The 16,138-nt window shown below is 73.1% G+C and carries 14 protein-coding genes and 5 tRNA genes; 8 read left to right on the top strand and 11 right to left on the bottom strand.

All coding sequences use genetic code 11. From position 1 onward, the window contains the following. The first annotated feature begins 190 nt into the window (after nucleotides 1–190). The 4 genes from ACFVX6_RS10695 (at nucleotide 191) to ACFVX6_RS10680 (ending at nucleotide 5,427) form a co-directional block, all read left to right on the top strand. Nucleotides 191–1,729: a sporulation protein gene (locus ACFVX6_RS10695; RefSeq protein ID WP_389689965.1), complete on the top strand. Its 1,539-nt coding sequence runs from the start codon at nucleotides 191–193 to the stop codon at nucleotides 1,727–1,729. Nucleotides 1,730–1,807: 78 nt separating this feature from the next. Continuing rightward, on the top strand, nucleotides 1,808–3,007 hold the full coding sequence (gene lhgO, locus ACFVX6_RS10690) for an L-2-hydroxyglutarate oxidase (RefSeq protein ID WP_389689988.1): 1,200 nt from the start codon (nucleotides 1,808–1,810) through the stop codon (nucleotides 3,005–3,007). A gap of 307 nt (nucleotides 3,008–3,314) precedes the next feature. Further along, nucleotides 3,315–4,064, top strand: a complete 750-nt coding sequence (gene trmB / locus ACFVX6_RS10685) for a tRNA (guanosine(46)-N7)-methyltransferase TrmB (RefSeq protein WP_389689986.1) — start codon at nucleotides 3,315–3,317, stop codon at nucleotides 4,062–4,064. Between the two features lie 49 nt (nucleotides 4,065–4,113). Continuing rightward, on the top strand, nucleotides 4,114–5,427 hold the full coding sequence (locus tag ACFVX6_RS10680; RefSeq protein ID WP_389689963.1) for a PrsW family glutamic-type intramembrane protease: 1,314 nt from the start codon (nucleotides 4,114–4,116) through the stop codon (nucleotides 5,425–5,427). On the opposite strand, the gene ACFVX6_RS10675 is transcribed toward ACFVX6_RS10680, so the two are convergent. The 8 genes from ACFVX6_RS10675 to ACFVX6_RS10640 all read right to left on the bottom strand — a co-directional run bounded on the left by ACFVX6_RS10675 (nucleotide 5,378) and on the right by ACFVX6_RS10640 (nucleotide 12,981). Further along, complete coding sequence (locus ACFVX6_RS10675) at nucleotides 5,378–6,427, bottom strand: M23 family metallopeptidase (RefSeq protein WP_389689961.1); 1,050 nt, start codon at nucleotides 6,425–6,427, stop codon at nucleotides 5,378–5,380. The genes ACFVX6_RS10680 and ACFVX6_RS10675 overlap by 50 nt on opposite strands. A 282-nt stretch (nucleotides 6,428–6,709) precedes the next feature. Then, nucleotides 6,710–7,891, bottom strand: a complete 1,182-nt coding sequence (locus ACFVX6_RS10670; protein ID WP_389689959.1) for a PP2C family protein-serine/threonine phosphatase — start codon at nucleotides 7,889–7,891, stop codon at nucleotides 6,710–6,712. A gap of 172 nt (nucleotides 7,892–8,063) precedes the next feature. Next, nucleotides 8,064–8,137: transfer RNA gene (locus ACFVX6_RS10665), tRNA-Met, on the bottom strand. Between the two features lie 246 nt (nucleotides 8,138–8,383). Beyond that, a tRNA-Lys gene (locus tag ACFVX6_RS10660) sits at nucleotides 8,384–8,456 on the bottom strand. A gap of 254 nt (nucleotides 8,457–8,710) precedes the next feature. Further along, entirely contained in the window at nucleotides 8,711–11,143 is a 2,433-nt protein-coding gene (locus tag ACFVX6_RS10655) for a DEAD/DEAH box helicase (protein WP_389689957.1), read from the bottom strand. A gap of 280 nt (nucleotides 11,144–11,423) precedes the next feature. Continuing rightward, entirely contained in the window at nucleotides 11,424–11,906 is a 483-nt protein-coding gene (locus ACFVX6_RS10650; RefSeq protein WP_389689955.1) for a hypothetical protein, read from the bottom strand. Nucleotides 11,907–12,118: 212 nt separating this feature from the next. Beyond that, complete coding sequence (locus tag ACFVX6_RS10645) at nucleotides 12,119–12,493, bottom strand: CrcB family protein (protein ID WP_250751918.1); 375 nt, start codon at nucleotides 12,491–12,493, stop codon at nucleotides 12,119–12,121. Then, nucleotides 12,490–12,981 carry a CrcB family protein gene (locus ACFVX6_RS10640; protein WP_389689953.1) on the bottom strand — a complete coding sequence of 164 codons (492 nt, stop codon included), beginning with the start codon at nucleotides 12,979–12,981 and terminating at the stop codon, nucleotides 12,490–12,492. The genes ACFVX6_RS10645 and ACFVX6_RS10640 overlap by 4 nt, the downstream gene beginning before the upstream one ends. 106 nt (nucleotides 12,982–13,087) lie before the next feature. Between ACFVX6_RS10640 and ACFVX6_RS10635 the strand changes: the two genes are divergently transcribed. From ACFVX6_RS10635 to ACFVX6_RS10620, 4 genes are all read left to right on the top strand, one after another. Continuing rightward, a complete protein-coding gene (locus ACFVX6_RS10635) occupies nucleotides 13,088–13,438 on the top strand; it encodes a metallopeptidase family protein (RefSeq protein WP_250751922.1) in 351 nt (116 codons plus the stop codon). 155 nt (nucleotides 13,439–13,593) lie between these two features. Next, nucleotides 13,594–13,666: transfer RNA gene (locus ACFVX6_RS10630), tRNA-Glu, on the top strand. Nucleotides 13,667–13,705: 39 nt separating this feature from the next. Beyond that, a tRNA-Asp gene (locus tag ACFVX6_RS10625) sits at nucleotides 13,706–13,779 on the top strand. A 22-nt stretch (nucleotides 13,780–13,801) separates the two neighbouring features. After that, nucleotides 13,802–13,878, top strand: a tRNA-Phe gene (locus ACFVX6_RS10620). A 42-nt stretch (nucleotides 13,879–13,920) separates the two neighbouring features. Here ACFVX6_RS10620 and ACFVX6_RS10615 read toward each other — a convergent pair. The 3 genes from ACFVX6_RS10615 to ACFVX6_RS10605 form a co-directional block, all read right to left on the bottom strand. After that, the gene (locus ACFVX6_RS10615; protein ID WP_389689951.1) at nucleotides 13,921–14,772 is read right to left on the bottom strand and encodes a cytochrome c biogenesis CcdA family protein; all 852 of its coding nucleotides are present in this window, start codon (nucleotides 14,770–14,772) and stop codon (nucleotides 13,921–13,923) included. Beyond that, nucleotides 14,769–15,524, bottom strand: coding sequence for a DsbA family protein (locus ACFVX6_RS10610; protein ID WP_389689949.1), 756 nt, complete (start codon nucleotides 15,522–15,524; stop codon nucleotides 14,769–14,771). Before ACFVX6_RS10610 ends, ACFVX6_RS10615 begins: the two co-directional genes overlap by 4 nt. 64 nt (nucleotides 15,525–15,588) lie before the next feature. After that, the gene (locus tag ACFVX6_RS10605; RefSeq protein ID WP_389689947.1) at nucleotides 15,589–16,002 is read right to left on the bottom strand and encodes a hypothetical protein; all 414 of its coding nucleotides are present in this window, start codon (nucleotides 16,000–16,002) and stop codon (nucleotides 15,589–15,591) included. Nucleotides 16,003–16,138 lie beyond the last annotated feature (136 nt).

The following is a 16,138-nucleotide window of genomic DNA, read 5'->3' as shown; positions in this document are numbered from 1 at the left end:
GGTGGAGCACGCGCTGACACGTGCGCCCCGCCCCCGGACGCCTGCCCGACTGTGCATACGGACAACAATCCCGCCATACGGAACAGGAGCCCTTAACGCTTGGGAGGCGGGGAACTACGCTGGGTTTACGAAATGCCGGGCGCCTATGCCCCGGCGGCGTCTGCGTTCCGCGTGTGACGAGGGGTGGCGCATGTCCAGGGAGCTCCGCGAGCCCAATGAGAAGCTCGGCGCCGTCCTCGCCCTCGCGGGCATCAGCAACGCCGGGCTGGCCCGGCGGGTCAACGACCTCGGCGCTCAGCGCGGTCTGACCCTTCGCTACGACAAGACGTCGGTGGCCCGATGGGTGTCGAAGGGCATGGTGCCGCAGGGCGCCGCCCCGCACCTGATCGCGGCCGCCATCGGCGCGAAGCTCGGCCGGCCCGTGCCGCTGCACGAGATCGGGCTCGCGGACGCGGATCCGGCGCCCGAAGTGGGGCTTGCCTTCCCGCGCGACGTCGGCGCGGCCGTGCGCTCGGCCACCGACCTCTACCGGCTCGACCTCGCCGGCCGGCGCGGAGGAGGCGGCATCTGGCAGTCGCTCGCCGGTTCCTTCTCGGTGTCGGCGTACGCGACGCCGGCCTCGCGGTGGCTGATATCTCCCGCCGACAGCTCGGTGGCGCGCGAACCGGTAGTACGCGAACCGGTGCCGGGCGCGGCCCCGCCGGAAGGCCTTCCGGCGCCGCCCGGCGCCCACGTCGGGGGTGTGCCCGCCCAGCCTCCACGTGAAACGCCACCGCCGCCCGCTCCGTCCGCACCCGACGCCGGGGTCCCGCAGCGCGTGGGCCACAGCGATGTGACCAAGCTGCGCGAGGCCGCCGAGGACGCCCGTCGCTGGGACTCCAAGTACGGGGGCGGCGACTGGCGTTCCTCGATGGTCCCCGAATGCCTGCGGGTGGACGCGGCGCCGCTGCTGCTCGGCTCCTACACCGACGAGGTGGGCCGCGCGCTCTTCGGCGCCACCGCCGAACTGACCCGGCTGGCCGGTTGGATGGCCTTCGACACCGGGCAGCAGGAAGCCGCCCAGCGGTACTACATCCAGGCGCTGCGCCTGGCCCGCGCCGCCGCCGACGTACCGCTCGGCGGGTACGTGCTGGCGTCGATGTCCCTGCAGGCCACCTATCGGGACTTCCCGGACGAGGGCGTGGACCTCGCGCAGGCCGCCGTCGAACGCAACCGGGGCCTGGCGACCGCGCGGACGATGAGCTTCTTCCGCCTCGTCGAGGCCCGGGCGCACGCGAAGGCGGGCGATTCGGTCGCCGCCGGGGCCGCGCTGCGGGCCTCCGAGGGCTGGCTGGAACGGGCCCGGGACGGCGACGCCGATCCGACCTGGCTGGGCTTCTACTCGTACGACCGCTTCGCGGCGGATGCGGCCGAGTGCTACCGCGACCTCAAACTCCCGCGCCAGGTAAGGCGTTTCACGGAACAGGCACTGTCCCGGCCGACGGAGGAGTACGTACGATCACACGGGCTGCGGCTCGTCGTGAGCGCGGTGGCCGAGCTGGAGTCCGGGAACCTCGACGCGGCGTGCGCGGCGGGGACCCGGGCGGTGGAGGTCGCGGGGCGGATCTCGTCGGCCCGGACGACGGAGTACGTACGGGACCTCCTGCACCGGCTGGAACCGTACGGAGACGAACCGCGCGTCGCCGAACTGCGCGAGCGGGCCAGGCCTCTGCTGGTAACCCCGGCATAGGCCCCGCGTGGCCCCGTTGTCAGTGGCGGGGTGCACTATGCAGGGGTGGGAGGTGTCAGTGTGGGCGGCGTGGGCGGCATGGGCAGGCTGGACTGCGATGTGCTGGTGATCGGAGGCGGGATCGTCGGCCTGTCGACGGCGCATGCCCTCGCGGGGCTCGCTCCGGGGACCCGGGTGGTCGTCCTGGAGAAGGAGGACGGCCCCGCCCGGCACCAGACGGGCCGCAACAGCGGCGTGATCCACAGCGGGATCTACTACAAGCCGGGCTCCCTCAAGGCCCGCTTCGCGGTGCGCGGCGCGGCCGAGATGGTCAAGTTCTGCACGGAGCACGGCATCCCGCACGAGGTGACGGGCAAGCTCATCGTCGCCACCGAGCGGGACGAGCTGCCGCGGCTGCACGCGCTCGTGCAGCGGGGCCGGGAGAACGGCATCCCGGTGCGGGAGCTGGGGCCGACGCAGATCTCGGAGTACGAGCCCGAAGTGCGCGGGCTCGCGGCGATCCACGTCGGGACCACGGGGATCGTGGACTACGGACGGGTCGCGCAGCAGCTCGCGGAATCCTCGGGGGCGGAGATCGTCTACGGCGGCGCCGTCGAGCTGATCTCGCGGCGCGCGGCCGGCGTGGCGGTGCGCACGAGCAGTGGTGTGGTGGTGCGCGCGCGGGTGCTGGTGAACTGCGCAGGGCTGCAGTGCGACCGGATCGCGCGGCTGGCCGGGGACGACCCGCAGATGCGGATCCTGCCCTTCCGGGGCGAGTACTACGACCTGGCCCGGCCCGATCTGGTGCGCGGGCTGGTCTATCCGGTGCCGGACCCGGCGTTCCCCTTCCTCGGCGTCCACCTGACCCGGGGCATCGGGGGTGGGGTCCACGTCGGGCCGAACGCGGTGCCGGCGCTGGCGCGCGAGGGGTACGGCTGGGGCGTGGTCCGGCCGCGGGACCTCGCGGACGAGCTGGCCTGGCCGGGATCCTGGCGGATGGCCGCGCGGCACTGGCGGTACGGAGCGGGTGAGGTGCGGCGGTCGCTGTCGAAGGCGGCGTTCGTCGAGGCGGTACGGAGGCTGCTGCCGGCGGTGCGCGCGGAGGACCTGGTGCCCGCGGCGGCGGGGGTGCGGGCGCAGGCCGTGCTGCGGGACGGGGGGCTGGTGGACGACTTCCTGATCCGGGAGGGGGAGCGGACGGTGCACGTGCTGAATGCGCCTTCGCCTGCGGCGACCGCTTCGCTGCCGATCGGGCGGGAGATTGCCGGGCGCGCGCTCAAGTCCCTGCGCAGCGCGTAGCCCTGCGGGGCTTGGCTCCGGGGCGAGGCCGGATCACCGCTGCGCGGGGCTGTCCCCCGCCCCCGGAGCGTGGCTGCGGGTGCGCCACTGCGCGGGCTGCCCCCTACCCGCCCTTCGCCCGTTCCCCGGGGCTGCGCCCCGGACCCCGCGCCTCACACGCCGGCGAGGCTGGGTTTGCCTGCGCATGCGGGCAGGCGGCCGCACAGCAGGTGGGGGCGGGCGCGCGTAGAATCCGGGGATTGTGTCTGAGTCTCTGAGTCCCCAGAATCCCGCCGCCGAGCCCGCGCCGGAGGCGACCTCCACCTACGTGCCCCCGAAGTGGCGTACCGAGCCGCGGTTCCCCGACGGGCCCGCGCCCGATCCGGCGGGTTCGCACCACGAGCGGCGGATCCGGAGCTTCCAGCCCCGTCGCAGCCGGGTGACCACCGGGCAGGGCGAAGCCCTGAAGCGGCTCTGGGGGACCTGGGGGCTCGACATCGACGGGCACGACGTGATCGATCTCAAGGAGATGTTCGACGGGCTTCCCGTCGTGCTGGAGATCGGCTTCGGCATGGGCGAGGCCACCGCGCAGATGGCCGCCGCCGACCCGGGCACCGGAATCCTGGCCGCCGACGTGCACACCCCCGGGCAGGGCAACCTCCTCGCCCTCGCCGAGCGGAACGGGCTCGAGAACGTGCGCGTCGCCAACGGCGACGCCATCATCCTGCTCCGCGAGATGCTGCCCCCGGACTCCCTCGCTGGGCTCCGCGTGTACTTCCCGGACCCCTGGCCCAAGGCCCGCCACCACAAGCGGCGCCTGATCCAGCCGGAGTTCCTCGCGCTGGCCGCCACCCGCATGGCGCCCGGGGCGATGCTGCACTGCGCGACCGACTGGGAGCCGTACGCCGAGCAGATGCTCGAAGTGCTCACGGCCCAGCCGGAGTTCGAGAACACCCAGGCCGACGGCGGTTACGCGCCGCGCCCCGACTTCAGGCCGCTCACCCGCTTCGAGGGGCAGGGCCTCGACAAGGGACACGTCGTACACGATTTGCTGTTCCGGCGTACCGGTAACGCCTAGAACCGAGGACATCACTCCGCGTGTCGGGTCCGCTCGGTAGAGTCATCATGTGCCCCGAGCGACCCGGCCGCCCAGGCTGTTGCACCGCGTGCCGCGTACTGCCGGCGCCGTGCGCACGTACGCACTCGTCGCGCTGCTCGGCGTCTGCGGCATCGCGATCCTGGAACTCGTACGCGAACAGACCGGTACGCCCGGGTTCTTCGTCGGTCTGGGCCTGGCCCTGCTGCCGGTGGCGCCGCTCGTGGCGGCGTTCCGCTGGGTGGGGCGGGCCGCGCCCCACCCGTGGGCGCAGGTGGCGTTCTGCTTCGGCTGGGGGGCGTGCGCCGCGGCGCTGATCGCCATACTGGCCAACAGTTTCGCGACCCAGTGGATAGCCGCGGCCACCGCCGATCCCTCCTACGGCGACCAGCTCGGCTCGGTGGCGATCGCCCCGGTGGTCGAGGAGAGCGCCAAGGCGGCCGCCCTGCTGCTGGTGTTCCTGTTCAGGAGACGCCAGTTCAGCGGTCCCTCCGACGGTTTCGTGATGGCCGGTTTCACCGCCACCGGCTTCGCCTTCACCGAGAACATCCTCTACCTCGGCAACGCCTTCGACGAGGACGTCGAGAACGGCACCGGGGTGCTGAACTCCGTGACGGCGGCCACGTTCTTCGTCCGGGGCGTCATGTCCCCCTTCGCCCATCCGCTGTTCACCGTGGCCACCGGCCTCGGTTTCGGCGCCGCCGCGCTCGCCGTGCGCCGTACGCGCAGGATCGGTTTGCCGCTGCTCGGCCTCGCCTCGGCCATGGGGCTGCACGCGCTGTGGAACAGCTCCTCGGACCTGGGCGAGTCCGGGTTCTACGTGGTCTACGGCTGCGTGATGGTCCCGGTGTTCGGGCTGCTGGCCTGGCTGGCCGTGTGGATACGGCGCCGCCGACTGCGGGCCGTCGCCGGGGAGCTCGCCGTGTACGCGGCCGCCGGCTGGCTGGGCCCGGCCGAGGTGCCCGCGCTGGTCTCGATGCCCGCGCGCTCCCTGGCCCGCGCGCTGGCCCGGAGCACCGGGGGCCGGCCGGCGGGACGGGCGGTCGCCTTGTACGAGGCCGATGCCGCGGAACTGGCTCTGCTACGTCACCGGGCGCGCAGCGGCGGCCCGGACCGGGAGCCGGACTTCGCGGGGCGGGAGCGGGAGCTGCTGCGCCGGCTCTGGCTGCGCCGCGCGACGGCGGGCCCGGCACTGTCCCGGGCCGCGGTGCTGGAGGAACTCCTCCCGCCCTGCTTCGACCCCCTGGGCCCGATCGGCCCGATCGACGGGCCGGCGCCGGGACTCGTACCGCGACCTAGACGTTCAGGCCCCGTGCCGTCAGCCATGACAGCGGGTCCACCGTGACGCCGCCCTGGCGGACTTCGAGGTGGAGGTGGGGGCCGGTGACGTTGCCGGTCGCGCCGACCCGGCCGATGGTGTCGCCCCCGGCGACGGAGCCGCCGGTCACCGACATCGAGGACAGGTGGCAGTACCAGATCTCGGTGCCGTCGGGGAGTTCCAGCACGATGCGGTAGCCGTACGCCCCGGACCAGCCGGCCGAAATGATCTTCCCGCCGCCGACCGCCTTGACGGGGGTGCCGGTCGGGGCGGCGAAGTCGAGGCCGGTGTGGTGGCCGGAGGACCACATCGAGCCGGAGTCGCCGTAGTGCGAGGTGAGGGTATAGGCCGAGGTGGGCAAGAAGAAGGCTCCGGCCGACCGGGCGGCGCTCTCCGCCTTGGCCTTGGCCTCGGCGGCCTCCTTGGCCTCCTGCGCCTGGCGCGCTTCCTCGGCGGCGGCCTTCTCGGCCGCCTCCGCCGCCGCCTTCTCGGCCGCTTCCTTGGCCGCCTGCGCATCGCGGGCCTGCTGGGCCGCGGCTTCCTGCGCCACCCGCTCGACTTCGGCCCGCTCCTGGGCCGCGGCGGCCTCCTGCTGGGACTCGGCCTGCTGGAGGATGCGGCTGCGCAGCAGCTCACCCGCGTCGGAGCGGCGGTCGGCCTGCTGCGGGATGATCCCCGACCGGGCCGGCTCGGCGGTCCGCGTGGAACCACCGTCGGAGTCCCCGGCGGACCGGTCCGCGCCGCCCAGGGCCTCCGGGAGATCGGGCAGGGGCGGCAGCGAGGGCAGGGATATGGCGACCTGGGGCCGGTCCTGCGCGGTGGCGATGCCTCCCGCGCCGACCGCGGCGATCACGCCGACGCCGAGAACCGTGGAGGAACGGGCCAGTCCCCCGCGCTGCTTGAGCACGCGGTGCTTGCCGCGGGGCGGCCGGGCCGAGTCCTCGGTGGGGTTCCACTCGCCCCAGGCACCGGCGGTGGGCTGCTCCTGGACGTCGATGCCTTCAGGGGCAGGCGAGTTGGAGGCCACCGGGGCACACTCCTCATGGGCGAGCACGCGCACGGTGCCGTCTCTTGCGACGGCTGGGACGACCGCTCTGCGTTATCGAACGGTAATAGAGAAAGGGGAGTGATTCCAAGCAGTTGCGATTGATCGTTAGCGACAATCAGCCACTGCCCGCGCAGCTCTGGCCATGACTTCTCGCCACACTCGGGGACCAACTCGGGCAAAAATCACCCCCCTCTCCCACCCCTCACGCCACATCTTCACATTGACGGTCCGTCAGCTTGCTTGCCGAGCGCGCCTCTTCGGTCACGCTCCGTTCCCCTTCGCGACCACCCGCACCGTCCGCCGCCGGTTCGGCTGCCGCGCCCCGGGCCTGGCCACCGCCAGCAGGGCCATGTCGTCCGTCGCCGCGCCGCCCGTGTGCCGGCGGACATCGGTGGCGAGCGCGCTCAGCAACTCCTCGGGCCCGGGGAAGACCCGCCCGCGCAGCCGGGCCGCCGGATCGTAGAAGGCCCCCGTCCCGTCGCGGGCCTCGGTCAGCCCGTCCGTGTACAGGAGCAGCGTCGCGCCCTCCGGGAAGGGCCACTCCTGCACCCGGTCCGGCCAGCCGCCCAACTCCCCCATGCCCAGCGGCAGCGCCGGCTCGGCGGGGGGCAGCTCCACGAGGCCGCCGTTCGCGTACAGCAGCAGCGGTTCGGGGTGGCCACGGTTGACGAGCCTCAGCAGTCCGGCGCCCGGCGGGATCTCGCCGAGCACGCACGTCGTGAACCCCTCCACCGCGTCCAGGCTGTCGCGCCGGTTCCCCTCCCGGGCGAGCGCCCGCTCCAGCCGCCGTGCCACCCCCTCCAGGGTGGGCTCGTCCTCGGCCGCCTCCCGGAACGCCCCGAGGACCACGGCCACCGCCTCGACCGCCCCGAGCCCCTTCCCCCGTACGTCGCCCACCGCGAGGCGCACCCCGTACGGGGTGTCCTGGACGGCGTAGAGGTCGCCACCGATGAAGGCGTCCGCCTGCGCGGCCTCGTACGAGGCCGCGACCTGGAGGCCCGCGATCCGGTCGGCGGGCGTCGGCAGTACGGCGCGCTGGGCCGCCTCGGCGATCCCGCGCGCGGAGGCGAGTTGCTCCGTACTGCGCCGCACGACGATGTTGATCAGCGTGGCCAGCCCGGAGACGGTGAGGACGGTGGCCAGCTCGGTCATGGCCTCCACCTTGAAGGTGGTGCCGTTGAAGATGTGCAGTACGACCACGGCGAAGGTGGACAGGATCCCCGTGAGGACGGTCGCCCGGAGCGTGAACAGCGGGGCCGCGATGAGCGGAGCGGCGGAGAAGAAGGGGGAGCCGGTGAAGCTGGGCGGGGTCAGCACGTCGAAGAGGAAGCCGAGGACGATCAGGGTGCCCGGGAGCATCTTGACGATCCGGCGGACCACGGCGCTGCCGGCGACCGCGCCGAAGACGCGCTCGCCCCTGCCCTGCCGGCCCAGCCCCACCACGCTGCTCTCCTGCCGCCCGGTCCGCCTCGCCCCCCAAGGCTGGGGGCAGGAGGGCCCGTACGGCGACCCGGACAGGACCGTCCGAGTGACGGGACGCGCCCCACGGATACACCGGACACACGGAAACGACGAAGGCCCGGTCCCCCAAAGGGGACCGGGCCTTCGTACTGAGTAGCGGGGGCAGGATTTGAACCTACGACCTCTGGGTTATGAGCCCAGCGAGCTACCGAGCTGCTCCACCCCGCGTCGGTAAACACAACTCTACGCCATCCGGGGGGAGCCCCCCGCCAATTACCGCCCGCACCACCCACACATAGGGCATCACCGCAGGTCAGAGCCCTGAAACCGGCCGATCGGCGGCACTCCGACCCCTCCCGGGCACCCCGAACAGCACCCCTAACTCCGCCTCGACTCCGCCTCCGCACCCCTCTGACTCCCCTTCAGGACACAAAAACGCCCCACCCGGCGGACCGGGTGGGGCGTTGTGAGCTGTAGGCCATGTCGGACTCGAACCGACAACCAACGGATTAAAAGTCCGCTGCTCTGCCAATTGAGCTAATGGCCCTCGGCGTGCTCACCCCAGAGCATAGCCGCAGAGCGCGGGGCAGCCGATCGTAAATCGGCTGTCCGGCCCGGGGATGTCGGTACGGGCTTCGTCTCGTGGTTCCCGCCCCTGGAGTTCGGGGCCTCATGGCGCCAGTGGTCCCCGGCTTCGCCGTGCCCCCGGGCACAAAGTCTGCGGAGCCTGGCATCAACGGCACAGGGCCCCAACGACGGTGTCGTTGGGGCCCTGTGTCAATCAGTCAGTTCAGACTGCGATCAGTCGTTGCGCTTCCAGCGCGGCTTGTCGTCGCGACGGCCGCCGAAGGAGGAGCCGCCGGTCGAGCCGGTGGGACGGTCGCCGCCGGAGCGGAAGCCGCCGCCGGCCGGACGGTCGCCGCCGGAGCGGAAGCCACCGGTCGGACGGTCGCCGCCCGAGCGGAAGCCGCCACGGTCGCCGCCCCCGCCGCCGCGGACCTCACGGTTTCTGCCACCCGAGGGGCGGTCGTCACGACGGAAGCCACCACCGGTGGGACGGTCGCCGCCGGAGCGGAAGCCGCCGCCGGCCGGACGGTCGCCGCCGGAGCGGAAGCCACCGGACGGACGGTCGTCGCGGCGGAAGCCGCCACCGGTCGGACGGTCGCCGCCCGAGCGGAAGCCGCCACGGTCACCGCGGTCGTCACGGTTGAAGCCACCCGAGGGGCGGTCGTCACGACGGAAGCCGCCACCGGTGGGACGGTCGCCGCCGGAGCGGAAGCCGCCGCCGGCCGGACGGTCGCCACCGGAGCGGAAGCCACCGGACGGACGGTCGCCACCGGAGCGGAAGCCGCCACGGTCGCCGCCACGGTCACCGCGGTCGTCACGGTTGAAGCCACCCGAGGGGCGGTCGTCACGGCGGAAGCCACCACCGGTGGGACGGTCGCCGCCGGAGCGGAAGCCGCCACGGTCGCCACCGCGGTCACCGCGGTCGTCACGGCGGAAGCCGCCACGGTCGCCGCCACGGTCACCGCGGTCGTCGCGACGGTTGTCACGGCGCTCGTAGTTGCCACGGTCGTCACGGCTCTGGAACGCGGGGCGCTCCTCGGCGACCGGCTCGGCCACGGCAGCCGCGACCTCGGCCTCGGCGGCCTCGACCACCTCGGCGACAGCGGCCTCCGGGTCCTCGCCGCGCTCACGTGCGGAGCGGGCGACCAGGCGGTCGGCCTCCTCGCGCAGCTCGACGGCACGGCGCGACAGGCGCTCGAGCTGCTTGGTGAGGTCGGCGACCTCGCGCTCGGCCTGCTTCGCGGCGTTGTTCGCGGAGTCGGCCTGGACCTGGGTCAGCGAACGGGCACCGGTGATCTCGGCGACCTCGGGGTCGAAGGCGCCGACGCCCTGGACGATGTGGCGCGAGGCGTCGACGCCCGCGTCCTCCATCAGGCGGAAGATCTGGCGGCGCTGGTGCGGAAGCGCCAGCGACACGACGACACCGGACTTGCCGGCGCGGGCGGTACGGCCCGAGCGGTGCAGGTAGTCCTTGTGGTCGCCGGCCGGGTCCACGTTCAGGACCAGGTCGATGCCGTCGACGTGGATGCCGCGGGCGGCGACGTCGGTGGCGACGAGCGCGTTGACGTAGCCGTCCTTGAAGTCGGCGAGGACGCGGGTACGGGCACCCTGCGTCATGCCGCCGTGCAGCGCGTCGGCCTTCACACCGGACTCGATGAGCTGCTCGGCGATGCGGTCGGCGCCCAGCTGGGTGCGGACGAAGATGATGGTGCGGCCCTTGCGGGCGGCGATGGCGGCCGTGACCGGCGCCTTGTCCTTCGGCTTCACGACGAGGACGTGGTGCGTCATGGTCGTGACGTTGCCCTGCGCGCTGTCGACCTCGTGCGTGACGGGGTTGGTCAGGTAGCGCTTGACCAGGGTGCCGATCTCGTTCTCCATGGTGGCGGAGAAGAGCATGCGCTGGCCGCCGCCGGGGATCTGGTCGAGCAGCTCGGTGACCTCGGGCAGGAAGCCCAGGTCCGCCATCTGGTCGGCCTCGTCGAGGACCGCGACCTGGACGTTCGCCAGGGAGCAGGCGCCACGGTTGATGATGTCGCGCAGACGGCCCGGGGTGGCGACGAGGACGTCGACACCGCGCTCCAGAGCGAAGATCTGGTTGCTCATGGAGGTACCGCCGCAGACGACCTTCATCTTGAGGCCGAGCACGTCGCCGTAGGGCTGGAGAGCGTCCGCGACCTGCATCGCGAGCTCACGCGTCGGCGTCAGGATGATCGCGCGGGGCTTCTTCTTCTCGGTGTGCCCACCGGCCAGCGAGGCCAGGGTCGGCAGACCGAAGGAGAGGGTCTTGCCGGAGCCGGTGCGGCCACGGCCGAGGATGTCCTTGCCGGCCAGGGCGTCCGGGATGGTCGCGGCCTGGATCGGGAAGGGCGCGGTGACGCCGTTCTGCGCGAGCTTGCGCACGATGCCGTCCGGCAGACCGAGGTCGCCGAAGGTAAGGGTGGGCTCGGCGTCGGCGTCGTCCTCGGACGCGGCGTCGTCGAAGTCTTCGGTGGAGTCCTCGAAGGAGTCGTCGGACTCGTGGTTCGTCACGTCGGCCTCGAGGGCCTCGATGATCTCGTCGGTGACTACGGCCTCAAGGGCCTCGGTGACCGCGAGGGTCTCGGCGTCGACGATCTCGTTGGAGTCGTTCTCGGGCATGACGGAACGGTCAGAACTGGAAATGGACATGCGAAATGCGAAACCTTCCGGAGTCTCGGCACGCGCCCAAACTCCGTGAATTCGCAAATCGACCGCCTCAATGCGGTCAGCCACGGCTGGGGAGAGTACGCGCCACGCGGCGCTCTTCGGAGTCGGCGCCGGGCAATGGGATCAAACGATCTATAACCATACGCACCCTCCCCGGGGTCTGGCAAGTCGCTCCCCCAAAGAAGGCGCTGACCTGCGGAAACGCCATCCGCCCACCAGGCCCTGGCGGGCGGATCGCGCCGCGGCCGAGCCGGTTTCGGGCCTACGGCTGCCCGCCCGGCTCGCCCGTCGGGTCCGGCTTCGGAGGCTCCGGACTCGGTGTGGGTTCCGTCACGGGCGGCGGGGAGACCGGCGGGGCGGGGCTCGGCGGTTCCGGGGTCGGGGAGGCGGGCTGGCCGCCCCCGGAGGCGCCGCCTCCGCCGGACCCCGACCCGGAGCCGGAACCGCCCGCCGGGGGCTGCTGGGGCCCCTGGCCGCCCGCTCCGCCGCCCGGGCCGGCCGATGGTGAGGGGGCCCCTGGCGGTCCGGCCGGCGCGCCCGGGCTGGGGGAGGCCCCGGCCGCGCCGGAGGTGGTGCCGGGGCCCCCGGCCTTGCCGTCCTGGTTTCCCGTACCGCCCTTCGAGCCGTGGCCGCCGCCCTGGGTCCCGGCGCCCTTCCCGGACGAGGAGCCTCCGCCGGACTTGCCGCCCTGGACGCCCGTCGACGCTGAGGGCCCGGGCTTCGCGGCGTCCTCCCCGACACTCATGCATCCCGCCGTCGCCGCCACCGCGAGCGCGGCGACGGCGAGGCGAAGCGACCGGGAGGATCGGAGGGAACGGAGGGAAGCGGACAACTGGCGCACGGGGCACCTCCGGAACGCTGGCAAGGGTCCGCGATGAGCGGGTCAATGTGCCCAACTCCCTCTGCCCCGTAAGGGACACGCCCCAGTACGCCCCGGGGGAGACGGGCGGCGCGCCGTCAGGCGAACAGTTGTCCCGCCACCTGGTGGCCGAGCGTGACCCCGCCCAGCCCGACAAGCACCGAGGCCGTCACGTTCGCCGCCGCCAGGAACTTCCAGCCCCGCTCGGCCAGGCGCAGCGTCTCGTAGGAGAACGTCGAGTAGGTGCTCAGCGCCCCGCACAGCCCGGTACCGAGCAGCAGGTTCAGCCGCGAGGAGGCGGCCCCGTCCAGCACCGCCCCGGTCAGCGCCCCCAGCACCAGGGAGGCGGCCGCGTTCACGACGAAGGTGCCCCAGGGGAACACCGAGTCGTGCCGCGCCTGCACCGCGCGGTCGGTCAGGTACCGCAGGGGCGCCCCGACGGCCGCGCCCACCATGACGATCAGCCAGTTCATCCCCGCCCCGCTCCCCGCACGGGACCGTCGCCGACCGCGCGCCGGGTGACCACGGCCGCCGCCCACACCGCGGCCAGCGCCCCGGCCACCGTGAGCCCGGCGTACGCCAGCGCGGTACCGGCCTCACCGGCGTCGAGGAGGCGCGCGAAGTCGACCGCGTAGGTGGAGAAGGTGGTGAACCCGCCGAGCACTCCGACCCCGAGGAAGGGCCGTACGAGGGGATGCGCCGACCGGCCGCCCTCGCTGATCAGCACCATGAGGACGCCGATGAGCGCGCAGCCCGCCACGTTGATCCAGAAGGTGCCCCACGGGAAGGCCCCGGGCGCGGCCGGCCACAGCAGCCCGACCCCGTACCGCGCCGCGGCGCCCACGGCGCCGCCCGCCGCCACGGCCGCGAGGACCCGGCGCTGCGGTTCGGCGCGTTGCGCCGGCACGTGCAGGTCGACGTCCGGGTCGATGGCCTCGGCCCCCTCCGCCGGCCGGGTCATCCGCACTCCGCTTCACAGGTCGCCACCGGGCCATTCTCGCGCTCCGGGTCCCGGCCCGCCGGAAACGAGCCGTCGCAATCGGGGCGCGGCGCGGGAGAATGGCCTCGTGCTGGAGATGACGCGTGACGCGTTCGAAGAGCTGGTGGCCGAAGCGCTGGACTCGATCCCCGAGGAGCTGACCCGGGTCATGGACAACGTGGCCGTCTTCGTGGAGGACGAGCCCGCCTCCGACGACCCGGAACTCCTCGGCCTCTACGAGGGGACCCCGCTCACGGAGCGCGGGGAGTGGTACGCCGGGGTCCTGCCCGACCGGATCTCGATCTACATGGGGCCGACCCTGCGGATGTGCGAGAGCACGGACGAGGTGGTCCACGAGGTCGCCGTGACGGTGGTCCACGAGATCGCCCACCACTTCGGCATCGACGACGAGCGGCTCCACGAACTCGGCTGGGGCTGACCTCCCGGGTCCCGTGCGGGTCTCCTCCGAGCTGCCCCCGGCTCGCCTCCGACCCACCGCGGACCCGCCCGCGGAAACCGTTTTGGCGATCGCCGCCGGGATCCCATATGCTTCTCACGTCCCCGACGCGCTGGAAAGTGCCCGGCGGGCCTTTAGCCCTCATCGTCTAGTGGCCCAGGACGCCGCCCTTTCAAGGCGGTAGCACGGGTTCGAATCCCGTTGGGGGTACGCATTACCGTGTGCGAGACTTGTGCTCGCACATTGCAAGGACCTGTGGAGCAGTTGGTTAGCTCGCCACCCTGTCAAGGTGGAGGTCGCGGGTTCAAGTCCCGTCAGGTTCGCTGAAGCCGGAAACGGTTTCGTGGCTGGGTAGCTCAGTTGGTACGAGCGATCGCCTGAAAAGCGATAGGTCGCCGGTTCGACCCCGGCCCCAGCCACCAGAGAATCGAGAAGGCCCCGTCCATCGGACGGGGCCTTCTTCGTCATTCCCCTTCCGCGCCCGCGCCCGCACCCGTCGCCCGGGCCCGCCGGCGCCACTGCGCCAGGCCCGCGCCCGCCGCCGCCACGGCCACCAGCCCGAGCAGCGCCCAGTCCGGGACCGCGTCCGCCACCGCCTGCACCCGCTGCTCCACCGCGAACGAATCGTCCACGTCCAGCAGCCCCGGCAGGGCGCTCGCCCCGTCGTAAGCCAGGAACAGCGTGCCGAGCAGGACGAAGAACAGGCCCGAGGCGAGCGAGGTCGTGTGCAGTTCGAAGCGGCCCACCGAGAAGGTGCGGCCGCGAAGCCAGCGCCGGCGGCCCAGGTCGAAGCGCTCCCAGAGCAGTGCCAGCACGAACAGCGGCACGGCCATGCCCAGGGCGTACACCGCCAGCAGCAGGCCCCCGTAGACCGGACTGCCGCTGACGGCCGCCACCGTCAGGATGCTGCCGAGGATGGGCCCGGCGCAGAAGCCGGCCAGCCCGTAGACGGCGCCCAGCGCGTACACCGACAGGGCGGTGGTCGGCCGGATCTTCCCCGACAGCTCCGAGATCCGCTTCGAGGCGAAGCCCAGGCCCAGGATCTGGGCGAGGCCGAGCCCGATGATCAGCCAGCCGCCGACCAGCACGAGGGCCTCGCGGTTGCCGTGGAAGAACCGTCCGGCGTACGAACCCGCCGCCCCCAGCGGTACGAGGGTGCTCGCGAGGCCCGCGTAGAAGATCCCGGTGCGTGCGAGCAGCCGGGACGTGGAGTCGATGGAGTACGCGAAGAAGGCGGGCAGGAGCAGCGCGCTGCACGGGCTGAGCAGCGCGAGGAGGCCGCCGAGCAGGGCGGCCAGGTATCCGGCGTCGGTCACTTCGCGGCCGCCTGCGCCTTGGCCTTGGCGATGGCGGCGTCGAAGGCCGCCGGGGGCTGGGCTCCCGCGATGGGCTGCCCGTTGATCAGGAAGGACGGGGTGGAGGTGACGCCGATGCGGTAGCCCTCCTCCTGGTCCTTCGCCAGAGCGGCGGCGGCCTGCTCCCCCGCCATGTCCTTCGTGAAGCGCTCCAGGTCCGGGACCCCGGCCTCCCGCGCCAGTTCGGTCAGCCGCTCAGCGCCGAAGCCCTTCTCCTTGGCGCCCTCGGCGTACGCAGCTGCGTGGAACTGCGCGAAGCGGTCCTGCTGCCCCGCCGCCCAGGCGGCCTTGGCGGCGGCCTCGGAGTCGGCGCCGAAGATCGGGAAGTTGCGCCACTCGATGCGCAGGGTGCCGTCCTCCACGTACTTCTTCACGAGCTCGGGCTCGGTGTCGCGGGCGAACTTTCCGCAGTAGCCGCACTTGAAGTCGGAGTACTCGATCAGGACGACGGGGGCGTCGGCCGGGCCGGCGGCGAGCTTGTCGCCGGACTCGCGGCGGGCCAGGGCCTTGAGCTGCGCGGCGGGGTCCGTGGCGGATCCGGCCTCCGGAGCCTCCGGGGAGGACGCCGAGGACGACCGGGGGCTGCTGTCCTCCGGCGCGGTGGCCTGCCAGGAGACGAGGCCGAGGGTGACGGCGGCGAGGGCGACCCCGGCGGAGATCAGCAGGGGCTTGCGGGAGGAAGAGGAGGAAGGGGAGGAAGGGGAAGCGGGCATGCGGGTGCTCCAGAGCTGTGCGGACGTGAGGGGGCGGACCGGGCCGCTGATGCGGCCGGTCCTCCTAGACCCGCATCACGGACAGCTCCAGCAGGGACGGCGCCGACGGTCCGGGCCCGCGTACGGGAACCCGTACGGGTATCGCCCGCGCCGGGACCGCCACCTCGGGCCCGGGCCGCGCGGGCGGGGCCTGGGGCTGCGCCTGGTCGGACCCGGCCCGCACCGGCAGGGCGGGCACGCCGTCCCGGCCGGCGGACCCCGGGCCACAGGCGGGCCCGGCAGGACCGCCAGAGGCGAAGGCTGCGACGGGAGGGGAGCCCGGCTCCGCGGGGTCCGAGGCCCTCACGGCCCCCTGCCCAGTGGCTGCGGGAGCCCCGGCGACCGAGACGGCCGGGACCGCCGCGACCCGGGCGGTCGCCGGGGCCGCCGCCTGGAAGGTTCCGGCCAGCAGGGCCCAGCCCAGGAGTACCGCGAACACGCACCGGAGGCGGTGGCTGCGGGACATCGTGGGCGGCCTCTCGCTGGGACATGGTTGGGGCGTCGCTGGGGACACGTCGGGGTAACGCTCGGGGGACTCGTCCCGAAATGGTACGGGTCAGCCCCACAAATGCGTT

The sequence above is a fragment of the Streptomyces sp. NPDC058289 genome (genome assembly GCF_042880975.1).
Taxonomy (GTDB): Bacteria; Actinomycetota; Actinomycetes; order Streptomycetales; family Streptomycetaceae; genus Streptomyces; species Streptomyces stoeckheimensis.
This window is presented reverse-complemented; position numbering and strand designations above follow the sequence as displayed.

Excerpts from the sequence above, each read along its gene's own strand:
- ACFVX6_RS10695 (WP_389689965.1), top strand. The coding sequence starts at position 191 with ATGTCCAGGGAGCTCCGCGAGCCCAATGAGAAGCTCGGCGCCGTCCTC.
- lhgO (WP_389689988.1), top strand. The coding sequence starts at position 1,808 with ATGGGCAGGCTGGACTGCGATGTGCTGGTGATCGGAGGCGGGATCGTC.
- ACFVX6_RS10655 (WP_389689957.1), bottom strand. The coding sequence starts at position 11,143 with ATGTCCATTTCCAGTTCTGACCGTTCCGTCATGCCCGAGAACGACTCC.
- ACFVX6_RS10650 (WP_389689955.1), bottom strand. The coding sequence starts at position 11,906 with ATGAGTGTCGGGGAGGACGCCGCGAAGCCCGGGCCCTCAGCGTCGACG.
- ACFVX6_RS10645 (WP_250751918.1), bottom strand. The coding sequence starts at position 12,493 with ATGAACTGGCTGATCGTCATGGTGGGCGCGGCCGTCGGGGCGCCCCTG.
- ACFVX6_RS10640 (WP_389689953.1), bottom strand. The coding sequence starts at position 12,981 with ATGACCCGGCCGGCGGAGGGGGCCGAGGCCATCGACCCGGACGTCGAC.
- ACFVX6_RS10610 (WP_389689949.1), bottom strand. The coding sequence starts at position 15,524 with ATGCCCGCTTCCCCTTCCTCCCCTTCCTCCTCTTCCTCCCGCAAGCCC.